Annotated in this window: 13 protein-coding genes and 1 tRNA gene; 6 read left to right on the forward strand and 8 right to left on the reverse strand. The window is 49.6% G+C overall.

The window, feature by feature from the left end; all coding sequences use genetic code 11:
- Positions 1 to 5: 5 nt before the first annotated feature.
- The 8 genes from flgG to Q9L42_RS00560 form a co-directional block, all read right to left on the reverse strand.
- A complete protein-coding gene (gene flgG / locus Q9L42_RS00525) occupies positions 6 to 794 on the reverse strand; it encodes a flagellar basal-body rod protein FlgG (RefSeq protein WP_305906586.1) in 789 nt (262 codons plus the stop codon).
- 49 nt (positions 795 to 843) lie between these two features.
- On the reverse strand, positions 844 to 1584 hold the full coding sequence (gene flgF / locus Q9L42_RS00530; protein ID WP_305906585.1) for a flagellar basal-body rod protein FlgF: 741 nt from the start codon (positions 1582 to 1584) through the stop codon (positions 844 to 846).
- Positions 1585 to 1688: 104 nt separating this feature from the next.
- Entirely contained in the window at positions 1689 to 3032 is a 1344-nt protein-coding gene (gene flgE / locus Q9L42_RS00535) for a flagellar hook protein FlgE (RefSeq protein WP_349431718.1), read from the reverse strand.
- A 14-nt stretch (positions 3033 to 3046) separates the two neighbouring features.
- Positions 3047 to 3721, reverse strand: a complete 675-nt coding sequence (locus Q9L42_RS00540; protein ID WP_305906584.1) for a flagellar hook assembly protein FlgD — start codon at positions 3719 to 3721, stop codon at positions 3047 to 3049.
- Between the two features lie 9 nt (positions 3722 to 3730).
- Positions 3731 to 4147, reverse strand: a complete 417-nt coding sequence (gene flgC / locus Q9L42_RS00545; protein ID WP_305906583.1) for a flagellar basal body rod protein FlgC — start codon at positions 4145 to 4147, stop codon at positions 3731 to 3733.
- Between the two features lie 2 nt (positions 4148 to 4149).
- Positions 4150 to 4545, reverse strand: a complete 396-nt coding sequence (gene flgB / locus Q9L42_RS00550) for a flagellar basal body rod protein FlgB (protein WP_305906582.1) — start codon at positions 4543 to 4545, stop codon at positions 4150 to 4152.
- Positions 4546 to 4879: 334 nt separating this feature from the next.
- Positions 4880 to 5701 carry a CheR family methyltransferase gene (locus tag Q9L42_RS00555; protein ID WP_349431719.1) on the reverse strand — a complete coding sequence of 274 codons (822 nt, stop codon included), beginning with the start codon at positions 5699 to 5701 and terminating at the stop codon, positions 4880 to 4882.
- A gap of 265 nt (positions 5702 to 5966) precedes the next feature.
- Positions 5967 to 6902, reverse strand: coding sequence for a chemotaxis protein CheV (locus Q9L42_RS00560; protein ID WP_305906580.1), 936 nt, complete (start codon positions 6900 to 6902; stop codon positions 5967 to 5969).
- Positions 6903 to 7201: 299 nt separating this feature from the next.
- On the opposite strand from Q9L42_RS00560, the gene flgA reads away from it, so the two are divergent.
- The 6 genes from flgA (at position 7202) to hsdR (ending at position 14050) form a co-directional block, all read left to right on the forward strand.
- On the forward strand, positions 7202 to 7903 hold the full coding sequence (gene flgA, locus Q9L42_RS00565; protein ID WP_305906579.1) for a flagellar basal body P-ring formation chaperone FlgA: 702 nt from the start codon (positions 7202 to 7204) through the stop codon (positions 7901 to 7903).
- Positions 7904 to 7980: 77 nt separating this feature from the next.
- Entirely contained in the window at positions 7981 to 8286 is a 306-nt protein-coding gene (gene flgM, locus Q9L42_RS00570; RefSeq protein ID WP_305906578.1) for a flagellar biosynthesis anti-sigma factor FlgM, read from the forward strand.
- Positions 8287 to 8288: 2 nt separating this feature from the next.
- Complete coding sequence (locus Q9L42_RS00575; protein WP_305906577.1) at positions 8289 to 8783, forward strand: flagella synthesis protein FlgN; 495 nt, start codon at positions 8289 to 8291, stop codon at positions 8781 to 8783.
- 33 nt (positions 8784 to 8816) lie between these two features.
- Positions 8817 to 9605: a flagellar brake protein gene (locus tag Q9L42_RS00580; RefSeq protein WP_305906576.1), complete on the forward strand. Its 789-nt coding sequence runs from the start codon at positions 8817 to 8819 to the stop codon at positions 9603 to 9605.
- A gap of 365 nt (positions 9606 to 9970) precedes the next feature.
- A tRNA-Arg gene (locus tag Q9L42_RS00585) sits at positions 9971 to 10047 on the forward strand.
- A 475-nt stretch (positions 10048 to 10522) separates the two neighbouring features.
- Positions 10523 to 14050 carry a type I restriction-modification system endonuclease gene (gene hsdR / locus Q9L42_RS00590; RefSeq protein ID WP_305906575.1) on the forward strand — a complete coding sequence of 1176 codons (3528 nt, stop codon included), beginning with the start codon at positions 10523 to 10525 and terminating at the stop codon, positions 14048 to 14050.
- Positions 14051 to 14155: the final 105 nt, after the last annotated feature.

Below are 14155 nucleotides of genomic sequence, written 5' to 3' on the forward strand. Positions count from 1 at the left end.
CTAGATCAGAGCTGCTGAGTGACGAACGACAACATCTGATCGGTGGTGGAAATCGCCTTGGAATTCATTTCATAGGCCCTTTGCGTCTCGATCATATTGACCAGCTCTTCGACGACATTGACGTTGGAGGTTTCCAGCGAACCCTGCAACAGACTGCCGTATTCTTCCTCACCGGGGATCCCGATGATCGGCGCGCCGCTGGCGACCGATTCACGAAACAGGTTTTCGCCGATCGGCTCCAAGCCAGTCGGGTTGACGAAATCGGCCAATTCGATTTGCCCCAGCTGCACCGGCGTCGGGTTGCCCGGCTGCAAAGCCGACAAGGTGCCGTCCCGGCCGATGGTAATGCTGATGGTATCGTTCGGCACGGTAATCGCCGGCTCCAGTTCCAGCCCGCCGGCCGTCACGATTTGACCGTCGGAGTTGAGTTTGAATGAACCATCGCGGGTGTAATTGAGGTCGCCGTTCGGCATCAAAACCTGGAAATAACCGCGCCCGCTGATCGCCACATCCAAGGAGTTCTCGGTTTGTTGGATATTGCCTTGGGTATGCAATTTTTCGGTGGCGACGGTTCTGACGCCGGTCCCCAATTGCAGCCCGGAAGGTAGTTCGGTGTTTTGTGTGGATTGGGCCCCGACCTGGCGAATATTCTGATAAACCAGGTCTTCGAATAATGGCCTCGATTTCTTGAAGCCGGTGGTGTTGACATTGGCTAGGTTATTGGAAATAACCGCCATTCTGGTTTGCTGGGCATCCAAACCGGATTTGGCCACCCAAAGTGCTCGTTCTGTCATAATGCCCTCCTGATGACATTTTTTTGTCTTATCAGAAGTAAAGCATTTTCTATGCCATCTGCATTAACTTAGCCGTCACCGCGGAATTATCGTCAATATCTTTCATCACCTTCGTTTGCAGCTCGAAATTACGAGCCAGTTCGATCATATCGACCATCGCGCCAATCGCATTGACGTTACTGCCTTCCAGTGCCCCCTGAACCAACGTCACATCGGCATCTGGCGCTGGCGGCTGCCCTTGCTTCAGATAGATCAAACCATCATCGCGTTTTTCCAGGTTATTCACATCCGGCTTGACCAGCTTGATCCGGTCGAGTACGACCAAAGTGGCGCCATTTTGCCCCTGGGGCACGATACTGATCGTACCATCCCGGCCGATGTCTATCTTGTTGTAGGGCGGTATCGCGATCGGCCCGTCTTCGCCTAGCAACTGCCGACCGGAACCGGTCTGCAGCAAGCCTTCCGGCGTCACCCGCAAATCGCCGGCGCGGGTGTAGGCTTCCGCGCCGTCCTTGCCGTCGACGGCCAGCCAGCCCTCGCCCTTGACCGCGACATCCAGTTCACGGCCGGTGGTCTGAATCGGCCCCATGCTCAAGTCGCTGCCGGGCCGTTCAGTCATCGCATAGACACGAGCCGGATAACCGGGACCGAATACCGGCATTGCGCGGAATTGCTCGAAATCGGACTTGAAACCGGTGGTCTGAGTATTGGCCAGATTATTGGCGTTGGCCGTTTGCGCCAGCAAGGTCTGCTTGGCGCCGCTCATCGCGATATAAAGACTGCGATCCATAACCGCTCTCCGCTTAATTCGTTAAAAACCAAAAACTCCCATCCTGGGGTCTATATCCAAGATTTCTCGATGCGCTACATCAGTAGTTGATAGTGGGCAAGCGACTAAATATTAAGTATGGTCTGCATGATGGTGTTTTCGGTGGTGATGGTCTGAGCATTGGCCTGATAAGCCTGCTGCGCGACGATCAGATTGACCAGCTGCGCCGACAATTCGACATTGGAAGCCTCCAATGAGCCGGACTGGATTAAACCAAAATTATTGGCGCCGGGTTCGCCGGCCACCGCCTCGCCGGAGTTGGCGCTCTGTCCCCAGGTCGTGTCGCCGAGTTTCGCCAGCCCTTGCGGATTGGAGAATCTTGTTAACGCCACCTGACCCAACGTTTTCGATCCGCCGTTGCTGAAACGGGCGAAAACCGCCCCTTCATCATCGATATCGATGCCGGTCAGTTGCCCGGCCGGCAAACCGTTTTGCGTCAGCGTGTTGACACTGAATTTTTGCTTGAATTGCGTCGTGCCGAAATAATTAATCGGACTAATATCAAGAGGCTCGGCGCCGGTGTCCGGCTGAATCGAATAAGCCTGCAGGTCGACCAAACCGTCGACCACGCCATCGCCGTTTACCGGATACTTTAAGTTGCCCACCGAATCGAATTGCAATGTCGCGAACTGCTCGCCTCCCTCCAACGGCACACGATTGCTGGGCTCATTACCATCTATATAGTGAGACACCTCCCAGGTTGGAACTTGAATCGGATCTCCTAAAGCATCTACTGCTCCTGTTAGGTCATCTTGCGTTCCTTTATTGACATAATAAGTGGTCAATATATGGCTATTGCCAAACGAATCATAGATAGTCGCCGAAGTTTGGTCGTTATAGGAGTCGCTATCTTTTGGATCGAAGGTAGGATTCAAATCAGTTGTCGCCGACTGATCCAGATTAAGCGTCATATCCACTCGGTCCGTTGCCTGCGGCTGACCGGAAATGGTATTGATTTGCAAGGTCTGCAACACCCCGGTGCTGAACCCGTCCGACACCTCGGTGCCGTTCGGTCGATACGCCAGCAAAGCCTGACCCTGGTTGTTGACGATAAAACCGTCTTTATCGAGCTTGAATTCGCCGGCCCGCGTATAGGAGCGGTCGTTGATATCATTAGGGTCGGAACTGGCCGCCAAGGTGAAAAAGCCTTCGCCGCTGACCGCCAAATCCAAATTATTGTCGGTAAATTGCAGATTGCCTTGATTGAACTGCTGAGCGACATTCGCCACTCTGACGCCGCTGCCGGGCGTGATGGCGCTGACGCCACCCAGACTGTTGGCATAGACATCGGCAAACTCGGAACGGGATTTTTTGAAACCGGTGGTATTGGCATTGGCGATATTATTGCCGGTCACTGCCAAATTGTTGGAGGCGGCACTCAAGCCGCTTAATGCTGTCGTAAAAGCCATGTTACACCTGCCTGTTAAAGAATTTGCTTAATCTGATTAAAATTGACTGGACCGATGCCCGCCAGATTGACTTGCAAGCCGCGATTGCTGTTCGCCATCGTCACGCTTTCAACCTTGGACTTGATCTGAGTTTGCAAGACGGTATTGTTGCCGTCGATCTTGGCCTCTACCTGAACCTTGTATACCCCCGGATCGGCAAACTCGCCTTCGGCCGTCATGCCATCCCAGGCGAACGCCACATCGCCGGCCGACTGATTACCCAGATCGATGCTCCTGACCACTTCGCCAGACAACGAATCGGTCACTTTCAAGTTAACCTCGGTGGCATTGGACGGTAATTCAAATTCTCCTGAAATCGTTCCACCGGCGGACAACAAGCCTTCGGTCGCCGGCGCAGACACATAACGGCCGACCAATGAGGCGGCCTGTAAGGCCTGATCCGAACTAATCGAGCTAGCGAAATCCTTGAATGAGGCCTGCAAGTCCTGAATTCCCGAAACAGTGCTGAATTGCGCCATCTGTCCCAGGAACTCGCCATTCTCCATCGGCTTTAGGGGGTCTTGATGGGTCAACTGTGTGGTCAGCAATTCCAAAAACTGCTCTTGTTGCAATGATTGATCTTCTTTCTTGGCTTTTTCGATCGTCGATAAGCCTAAGTCCTTAAACGTTTCCAAAGCATTAATCGCCATCTATTCCTCCTATTGCCCCATACGCAAGGTTTGCAACATCAGCTCCTTAGTGGTATTCAGTACCTCGACATTATTCTGATAGGAGCGCGACGCCGACATCATATTCGCCATTTCCTCCACGGTATTCACGTTGGGCTTATAGATGTAGCCGGCTTGGTCGGCCATCGGATGATTGGGAGCGTATTCCATGACCGGCTCGGCCTGACTCTCGACGACCCCTAACACATTGACACGGCTGGCCGCGTCATTTTTATCCATGATACTCTTCAGCTCTGCGGCAAAAACCGGTTGCCGCGACTTATAAACCCCATCGACACTGTTGCTGACGCTGTTGGCATTGGAAATATTACTGGCCACCAGATTCAGCCTTAATGACTGGGCGTTCATGCCGCTTCCGGCAATATTAAAAATATTCATCGATGACATGATTATTCTCCTCTGATCGCGGTCATGAGACCGGAAAATCTGCCGTTAATAAAACGTAAACTGGCCTGATACTGCACTGCATTCTCCGAGTATTTGGCCTGCTCGATATGCGATTCAACGGTATTGCCGTCCAGCGAGGCATGAACCGGATTGCGGTACCCGACCGTTGCGCCAAGCACGTCTCGTTGAGGGGCAAGATGTCCGGCATGAGTACGCTCTAGAGATTGAGCCGAAGTGGACAAGGTATTGTTCAGCACGGCTTTAAAATCCAGATCGCGCGCTTTATAGTTGGGGGTGTCGGCATTCGCCAGATTCGAGGCCAACAACTCGCTGCGTTTTTCCCGCAATGCTAAAGCCTGGGGATGTATGCCCAAGGCATTGTCAAAATTTATAGCCATATTCGCCACCTTACTATTTCGATACAAAATAATAAGCAGCTTATGTACCAAAATTTATTTATCTTGGCATTTCAATAAGCTAAGACGTCGTCGGGATATTTCCTGGGGTAGGGTCGGCGATTGAGGACAAGTTTGAATTAGTGCGCTTGAAACAGCGTGATAGCGGTCGCTACGGCGCCTTGATAGAAGTGCAACAACACTGGAGAGGATCGATAGGGGAATGAATGGAGAAGAGGATTGCCGCCATGTCGTCAGAACCGGCAAATTCTAGCCGCTTTACACGAAAAGTCCGTGCGGCGATCACCGGAAACAACGTCAAAAACCCGTCATTTGCTTACGCGATTTTTTTAAAATAGCGCGTCACGCCTTTCACCGGCTCAAATTCCTTGAGTCCTGACGGCATCGATTCGGTTGTGCTGAGAAAAAGATAGCCACCCGGTTCTAGCGAGCCAGCCATGCGGCGCAAAATGTCCCTTTTGACCTCATCGGAAAAGTAAATCAGCACATTACGACAAAAAATCACATCAAAGCTGCCCAACACCGAAAACGGTTTCAAGAGGTTGAACTGCTGAAAACGCACTTTTTGGCTAATTTCCGTTTTTAACCGGTATCCGTCATGCGTTTTCAAAAAAAATCGCTCTTTAGCCGCTGCGTCGATACCCCGCGATAAAGCGAGATCGGAGTAAACGGCATTCTTGGCATCGGCCAAAATCGTTTCGGAAATATCCGTGCCGATAATCTGAATATTTCTACCCCGACCAAAACTGCGTATCGCCTCTTCGGCGCATATACTGATCGAATAAGGCTCCTGACCTGAAGAACAAGCCGCCGACCAAATCCGGATCGTTCCGGCTTTTTTTGTTAACAACTCGGGCAAGACCGCTTGCGACAACGCGTTAAACTGCATGACATCGCGAAACCAGAAAGTTTCATTCGTCGTCATCGCGTCCACCACGGCGACTTTTACTCGTTGCGCCGACGGCAACCTCGATTGCAGGGCGGCAACCAAATCAGCAAAAGAGACCAAGTCAAATTTTTTCAATAACGAAGAAAGCCTGTTCTGCACTAGATACTGCTTGCTATCACCCAGCACGATGCCGGAAGAATCGCTTAAAAAATCGCGTATCGCTTTGTATTCGGCCGCGGAAATTTCCATTCTTTTATGAAGGTTATCATTATTATTGATCAACATCCTTAATGTCATCCAGTCAACAAGAACTATAAATCACCAGCAATTCCCAGTTTGAGCATTTTTGCTGTGTTTAGGGCATGGGGTGTGTTTGGCGAGGATGTCGGCAGCAAGGATGCGGCCGTCAAGCCCCCAGGGATGGGTTTACGGCGCTCCTCGACAGACATACCCCATGCCCTTTTTGAACGCCAAAGCGGGAATTGCTGATAAATCACTGCTAAACAGTCATTGCTCATTGTGCATATTGTTGTTGATGTCTCTTCAACTGCCGCTGCACCGTTACAATCAACTCATCTGGTTCGAATTTCGCCAAAAATTCATTGGCCCCGACTTTTTCCACCATCGCCGTATTGAATACGCCGCTTAAGGAAGTATGCAAGACGAGATACACGTCTTTCATTTGAGGATCGTTCTTGATTTTAGTCGCCAGCGTATACCCATCCATACGCGGCATTTCGACGTCGGAAATAATCATGCTGTAGTAATTCGATATGTCATTGCCGTCGCGAACCAACTCGGCTAAATGTTCCCAGGCTTGCAGGCCATCTTTAAACATTGAACAGGTCACGCCAACCTGATCGCAGACTTTTTTGACTTGGTTTCTGGCCACCAATGAATCGTCGACGATCATGATATGATCATTACCTCCTCTGACTTCGGCATCAATCAGCTCATCCGCCGCCTCTTCCCGGGCGCCCATCACCTCCTTCATGACTTTTTCCACATCGATGACTTCTATCAAGTCGTTTTCAATTTTGGTTACGGCCGTTAAATAACCTTCCTTGCCGACGCCCTTAGGCGGGGCCTTGACGGCATCCCAGCCGATATTGATGATTCTATCGACCGAATTAACCAAAAAACCCTGAATAGCGCGATTATATTCAGTCACGATCACATAAGCTCCCGTCCCTCTTTTTATCGGAGGCAGACCTATCGCCAAAGAAAGATCCAATACCGGTATCGTTTTTCCGCGCAAGTGAGCGACGCCGCAAATGACTGAATTGGATTTAGGAATCCGGGTCAAAGAGGGACACTGAATCACTTCCTGAACTTTAAAGACATTGATGCCAAAACGTTGACGGCCAGCTAACTTAAATAACAACAATTCAAATCTATTATGTCCGGCTAACTTAGTACGTTGATCGACGCCATCCAAAACCCCAGCCATAGCCCCTCCTTCATCTCAATTTGTTCAACACTATTTTACCTATCGCCTTAAACGATTTAGTCGACAACGCTTTTAGCTACCCACACCATCGCCTAGCGCTCTTGTTATTGATGATGTCGGCTTGCTATGCAATTCTTCTGACAGACGGCTCGATATATCGCCCGCCTATTGTCCAAAAATTTACGCCAAATAGTCACATTTTTTTCAATTATAACGACTTTCCAGCATTTTACTTTAGAATTTTAGTTGGCCTATTTCCTGCATAAAATCTTACAAGACTTATTTTTGACGCCGATATTATGAATGCTTTTCGTTATCACATCCTGGCTATTTTACTGTTCGCTTATACGCAGAGTGCTGTTGCCGCAACTAGAGCCTTACAACCCATTTCTTCAATAAAGACAGCCATCGCCAACTTCGTTAATAATAATTTCGAAGCGGTTGAGAATTTTGAATACAGCTTGATGCAACTTGATCCCCGTTTGAGATTATCGTTATGCGACGAGCCCTTGCAGGTATTCAGTCAAAGCGGCGCGCTCGAAGCCGGACGGAACACCATCGGCATCCATTGCCCCACCGGGCAAAAATGGACTATTTACACGGTGGCGCAAATCAAGGCCTTTCGCAAAGTTTTGGTCTTATCCCAACCATTGCGGCGTGGCGACATTATCAGTGAACGCCATCTCAGTTACAAAACCGAGGACTTAAGCGACCTGCGCCGCGGCTATCTGCTCAACCCTAAACGAGTCATCAATCAACAAGCAACAAGAAACCTCGCAGCCGGCACAGTCATCAACCGCAGTCACTTCAGCAAACCCACACTGATTAACAGAGGAGAAAGAGTCAACATACAAGCTTCCTCGCCGTACTTCACCATCAGCATGGCGGGAATCGCATTAATGGATGGCCATAAGGGTCAAAATATCCGAGTGAAAAACATTAATTCCAAACGCATCGTTCAGGCGACCGTGGTAGAACCTGGTTTAGTGTCGGTCTATTAAAAGAATTTCGGTTCAACTAAAGTTATTGATTAAAATGCCGCTAACAGTATCAGATAAATATAGACAGGAATTTTGACATGGCCATCAATTCAATAACCGGTAAGACCAACAATGTCGCGTTAACGGCGACCGAAAACAAAAAAGAAAAGCCAGAAAACGAATCTAAAATTGGCGCGGACAGCACAAAAACAGACAAAATCGATATTACTTCGCTGACCCAAGAGATAAAAAAAGCGTTTGAGACCGCCTCATCAACCCCGGCGATCGATCATGACAAAGTTGCCGCCGTCAAAGCGGCGTTGCAAAACGGCAATTATCAGATTAACGCCGACAGCATCGCCGAAAAAATGCTGCAACTCGATCGCCACTTTGACAATAACTAACTATGATCGAAAAAACTTATCCCATTACCGAAAAACTATTGGATAAAGGATTGACGCTCAGCCATAAATTATTTGAGCTGCTCTCGCAGGAAAGTCAAAATTTACAAAGCCGCTCCGCGCTCCAATCCCTGCCCATTCTCGCCAACAGCAAAAAAGAAACCGTCGCCCAACTGGAGCAATTCTCCAATCAGTTATCGCAGGTCATGGCTACTGAACAGCTGACATTGAGCCCGGCCGACATCCAAAAATATTTTCAAATAGCTCATTCCGCCGGATTGCCTGTGGCCGACGGCGTAAAGCATTGGCGGCAAATCACCGAAATGGGCAAGAAATGCCAGCGGCTGAATGAACAAAACGGCGCCAGCATCGATTTACTGATGCGCCACAATCATCGCTCACTGCAAATCCTCACTGGAAAATCGCAACTTCCAGCCACCTACGGCCCTGACGGCTCGACTCGCACCGAACGCTTTTCTCAATCCTTGGTTTCAGTGTAGACTGTAAGCCCACGATGGTCGCGATTTCATCCAATGTTAAGGACATTAAAAAGCCTATTCAGAAAGAAGCAAAACGCAAATCGCTTCAGCTCGGAAGAACAATACCAACCCAAATCGTCCTCTAATCCGAATTTTTTAACCGAGCCGTGCAAAATAACCCGCTTGTTAAAGGATATTGAAAGCACAGCGCCGCTTTGCACCATCACTCTTGACGGCTCCAGCGAAGAATTCAGCTCATCGATTTTGGATATCAAAACCGGCGAAAATAAAATCATCCTCGACGAGTTGTTACCGGAATATGGCAACAACCTGCTGCATCATAAAAGATCACTGAAATTATCGACTTATTGCAACGGCATACACTTGGCGTTTAAACTCGAAAAAATCCAGTTCGGCTCCTCAAACGGCCTCACCTACTATAAAGCCCGCTTTCCGGAGCGTATTTATTACCCTCAACGTAGAAAAGCCCCGCGACTGGAAATAATCACAATCAAAATTCCATTCACCGGCATCGCCAGCAAAAACAATACTTCGCTAGGCGGTCATGTCTTCGATCTGTCCCGCACCGGGATTGGCATAAATCTGCCGGACAACCGATCGCGCATACAACGCGGCGATCGCATCAAAAAATGTAGCATTGTCGTCGAGGGCTATCGCGTGGATTTTGATTTAACGGTGAGATTTGTAAAGAAAGGCGGTAGCAGCCGAACACAAACCACCTTTGGCGGCTATTTTGAAAATCTTTCCACTAAAAGCCAAAACAAGCTGTCGTATTTCATCACCGCCTTGGAACGAGAAGAAATCAGAAAACAAAAAGCCTAGCGCCGAGACAACAAGCCCGTTGATATTCAAAGCAATCTCAACATCAAGCTTCGCAGCAATCGCCAACGACATATTCTCGCCAGCATCACTTTGGCGTTCAAAAAGGGCATGGGGTGTGTTTGACGAGGATGTCGGCAGCAAGGATGCTGCCGTCAAGCCCCCAGGGATGGGTTTACCCAGCACCTAAATTCCATGGCTACTGGAGTATATTTTACATTCCAGGATAATTTAGGTGCTGGGTGAACGGCGCTCCTCGATAGACACACCCCATGCCCTAAACACAGCAAAAATGTTCAAACTGGGAATTGCTGTATTCTCGCAAGCTTGCTAACTGAGACGCTGGTTATGTTAAAATAGCGATCTTTGTCCCGATAGCTCAGTAGGATAGAGCGGCCCCCTCCTAAGGGGCAGGCCGGGGGTTCGAATCCTCCTCGGGACGCCATTTAAATCAATAATTTACCTGATTACCCATAAGTTTCCGCCAACTTTAAAGAATAATTATTAACTGCATTAAGCGTACTTGCTAAGATAGGTGAAAAACGAGCATTCGGTAACTCGCTCTGCAAGACGCTGTGAATATATCCCTATAAGCTTGGGTTCGGCATCCATGCCTCACACACTTGCAGATCAAGCCACCGAACACTCGCCAAGTAGCTGAAAGTTATAAGTAAGCAGGATAATTTATAATCCAATAGAATTTCATATTTCTATTCCTAGGATACTGGTGGGGCACTTTTATAAAAAATAACCTCCATCGTCAACAAACCGTCACAACAAAAAGAGCCCTTCTATCTTGTCTTTGCTAACGATAATTTTGGGTTACATGCTTACCTTTAACAGAAATCCCTCACAGAGGATTTTTTAAAAAGACTTAATAGCTAATCGGTATACCGTTAGAAGCAAATGGAGGTTGTACATTGAAGCCATCAGATAACCTTGAATCAGCCAATTTTGGTTTTCTGGCGGAACATGATCCGCTGTTCGTGCAAATCGCTTCTTCCGCCGAAAAAGCATTTTCTAGTGATCCGAATACCACCCTGATTAAACTTCGGCAGCTTGGTGAGGCATTGGCCCAGCATATCGCCGCGCTGGCCGGTATCGAGTTTAATGAACAAACTTCACAAAACGACCTTCTATACCGCCTCAATCGAGAATTAAAGTTCGAACCGGTCGTTCGCGAGTTATTCCATACCCTCCGCGTTGAAGGCAACAAAGCCACCCACCAATTCAAAACCCAGCATAAAGAAGCATTGGCTTGTTTAAAAGTTGCCAGAACGCTGTCTATTTGGTTTCACCAATCATTCGGCAAATCAGGCACGGCATTTAAAGCGGGCTCATTCATTCCACCACCCGACCCAAGCCGGCAACTCAGGCAATTACAAAACGAGATCGAAAGACTGAAACATGATCTGACTGAAACCAATATCCAATTGGACTCCAGTCAACAACTTAACGATCTGATCGCTAAAGAAAAAGAAGAGTTCGAAGCCCTAGCGCTGGCGATGGATGAAGAGTCTCGCCAACTGGCAGAGCAGGCTAAAGCGCATGAAGAAGATCTCAAAGCGCAACAACAGGAATACGAACAAAAGCTTAAAGCCCTGCAAAGCCAACTTACCCAACAAGATGACAAGGCTGTTAGCGAGCAACGGCAACAAGTCGCCAACAAAACCCGTTCCGCCAGCAAGTCTATCGTTTTAAACGAAGAGCTCACCCGCCTGCTGATCGACCAGCAACTGACCGAAGCAGGCTGGGAAGCGGACAGTCAGGAACTGACCTACAAAAGCGGCGCCCGTCCGGAAAAAGGGACCAACAAGGCCATCGCCGAATGGCCGACGAAATACAAGGACGAGAGAGGACGGGCGGATTATGTGCTGTTTTGCGGTTTAACGCCGATGGCCGTAGTCGAGGCGAAAAGAGAAAACACTAATGTGGCCGGTAAAATTCCGCAAGCGGAACGTTACAGCAAAGGATTTCAAGTTACGCCGCCGATGATAGGTGCTTGGGATCTGGCTGGCCGAACCATAGCCTGGGCGGATGATGAAGACAGCCACTACAAGGCGCCATTCGTCTATTCCTGCAATGGTCGCCCTTACATTCAGCAGTCGGCCGAGAAATCCGGCACTTGGTTTCGCGATGTCAGAGAACCCAGCAACACTAAGCGGGCGCTCTTACAATTCCACACCCCACAAGGCTTGCTGGACCAGCTCAAACGCAGTAAAGAACAAGCAGAACAGGCGCTCAAGCAAGAAGGTTTTGGCTATCTAAAACTGCGCGACTACCAGCTAAACGCCATTACGGCGGTTGAAAATGTCCTGGCTCAAAACGCCCACACGGCTTTGCTGGCGATGGCCACCGGCACCGGAAAAACCCGCACCGTCATCGGTCTGATGTACCGTTTTCTAAAATCGGAACGCTTCAATCGCATTCTGTTTTTAGTGGACAGGACATCTCTCGGTCAGCAGGCCATCGATGTGTTTAACGAAGCCCCGCTGGAGCAAAGCCAGACCCTATCCAAAATCTACAATGTGGCTGAGCTCGGCGACATGGCTGCCGAAGCGGAAACCCGTGTGCAAGTCGCGACCGTGCAAGCCATGGTCAAACGCATTTTCGTATCGGATAACCCACCTCCTATCGATCAGTTCGACTGCATCATCATCGACGAGGCCCACAGAGGTTATACGCTCGATCAGGAAATGACAGAAGGCGAACTGGCTACGCGGGATGCCGGTCAATACCTGTCGACCTATCGACGGGTGCTGGAATACTTCGATGCGGTCAAAGTCGGCTTAACTGCGACACCGGCAAAACATACCAGTGAAATCTTCGGCAAACCGGTTTACACCTATTCCTATCGCGAAGCCGTCGCCGACGACTGGCTGATCGACCACGAGCCGCCGATCCGCTACGAAACCTTGCTGACGCAAAACGGCATCCAGTTCGAGAAAGGCGCCAAGGTCAGCGCCATCAACATTCAAACCGGTGAAGTCGAAACGGCCGAACTGGAAGACGAGCTGAATTTCGAGGTAGATACTTTCAACCGCCGTGTCATCAACGAAAACTTTAACCGGGTCATCTGTGAACAGCTGGTGCAGGAGCTGGACCCGTTCGGCGACGAAAAAACCATGATCTTCTGCGCCACCGACCTGCATGCGGACATGGTTAAACGGCTGCTGGATGATGCTTTCAAAGACCTCTACAACGGCGAATACAATCAGGCCGCCGTCGCCAAAATCACCGGCCAAAGCGACAAGGTGGAGCAATTGATACGTCAGTATAAAAATGAGCGTTACCCCAATATTGCTATTACCGTCGATTTGCTGACCACCGGTATCGACGTGCCCAAAATCTGCCATCTGGTGTTCATGCGCCGGGTCAAATCGCGCATCCTGTATGAACAAATGATCGGCCGCGCCACCCGCCGTTGCGATGAAATCGGCAAAACGGTATTCCGGATTTACGATCCGGTGGATATTTATGCCGCCCTGCAAGACGTCAATACGATGAAACCGCTGGTCAAAGATCCCAATATCACGATAGACCAGCTGATGGACGAACTGACCAACTCCGATCGACTGGAACAAGCGCTTAATAGCCCGGGCGAGCAGACGGGAGAAACCCATGCCGATGTCGTGCTCAGCCAGCTCAGCCAGAAGCTGATGCGGATACTGCGCAAGGCGGAAAAGAAATCGGAAAGCAAACCAGCCCTGAAACAAAAGCTTTCGGAACTGCAACAACTCTGGGGCGTCGAGCCCAAGTCGCTGCACAAACACTTGCATGAACTCGGTCCTAAACAAGCCGCACACTTCATTCAGCAACATACCGGCTTAATGAATCAGTTGGCGGAAGTCAATGCCCTGCTCGGCAGCGAACGTCAGCCGATTATCTCGGAGCATCATGATGAAATCCGCGATCGCAACCAGAGTTACGGCCCCGATAACCGACCGGAAGACTATCTCGACAGCTTCAATCAATTCATTAAAGAACAGCTCAACCTATCCACGGCTTTGGCCGTCGTGGTCAACAAACCCAGAGATCTGACCCGCGAACAACTCAAGGAAATCAAACTGCTGCTCGATGGCGCAGGCTTCAGCGAGGCCAAACTGCAAACCGCCGTACGCAACCAAACCAACCAGGATATTGCCGCCAGCATCGTGGGCCATATACGCCGCGCGGCCCTAGGCGAAGCCTTGATTCCGTTCGAACAGCGGGTGGCGAAAGCAATGGACAGTATTTACACCCAACACAACTGGCTACCGGCGCAGCGCAAGTGGCTGGAACGCCTGGCCAAACAATTGGTACACGAAGTCATCATCGACCGCGAGTTCGTCAACAACCGTTTCGCCGATCATGGCGGCGCTAAACAGTTGGATAGAGTGTTGAGCAATCAGTTGGATACGGTGTTGGATGAGTTGAGCGAAGGTATTTGGTTTGCTCAGAGTCTCTAAGGATTCAGTAAAAAGCAACTTGTCATGTCGATAGCATCGACATCAATGATACAAGCCCTTACCTCATCGCCTAGTAACCACATTGAACGGCAGTCGATTTTTATA

Source organism: Methylomarinum sp. Ch1-1 (assembly GCF_030717995.2).
Classification (GTDB): Bacteria; Pseudomonadota; Gammaproteobacteria; order Methylococcales; family Methylomonadaceae; genus Methylomarinum; species Methylomarinum roseum.

Bases quoted from the DNA above. Each gene is read 5' to 3' on its own strand.
- Q9L42_RS00540 (WP_305906584.1), bottom strand. From the start codon at position 3,721: ATGGCGATTAATGCTTTGGAAACGTTTAAGGACTTAGGCTTATCGACG.
- Q9L42_RS00560 (WP_305906580.1), bottom strand. From the start codon at position 6,902: ATGGCTGGGGTTTTGGATGGCGTCGATCAACGTACTAAGTTAGCCGGA.
- flgE (WP_349431718.1), bottom strand. From the start codon at position 3,032: ATGGCTTTTACGACAGCATTAAGCGGCTTGAGTGCCGCCTCCAACAAT.
- flgM (WP_305906578.1), top strand. From the start codon at position 7,981: ATGGCCATCAATTCAATAACCGGTAAGACCAACAATGTCGCGTTAACG.
- Q9L42_RS00555 (WP_349431719.1), bottom strand. From the start codon at position 5,701: ATGGAAATTTCCGCGGCCGAATACAAAGCGATACGCGATTTTTTAAGC.
- flgB (WP_305906582.1), bottom strand. From the start codon at position 4,545: ATGGCTATAAATTTTGACAATGCCTTGGGCATACATCCCCAGGCTTTA.
- flgC (WP_305906583.1), bottom strand. From the start codon at position 4,147: ATGTCATCGATGAATATTTTTAATATTGCCGGAAGCGGCATGAACGCC.
- flgG (WP_305906586.1), bottom strand. From the start codon at position 794: ATGACAGAACGAGCACTTTGGGTGGCCAAATCCGGTTTGGATGCCCAG.
- flgF (WP_305906585.1), bottom strand. From the start codon at position 1,584: ATGGATCGCAGTCTTTATATCGCGATGAGCGGCGCCAAGCAGACCTTG.
- Q9L42_RS00580 (WP_305906576.1), top strand. From the start codon at position 8,817: ATGTTAAGGACATTAAAAAGCCTATTCAGAAAGAAGCAAAACGCAAAT.
- flgA (WP_305906579.1), top strand. From the start codon at position 7,202: ATGAATGCTTTTCGTTATCACATCCTGGCTATTTTACTGTTCGCTTAT.
- Q9L42_RS00575 (WP_305906577.1), top strand. From the start codon at position 8,289: ATGATCGAAAAAACTTATCCCATTACCGAAAAACTATTGGATAAAGGA.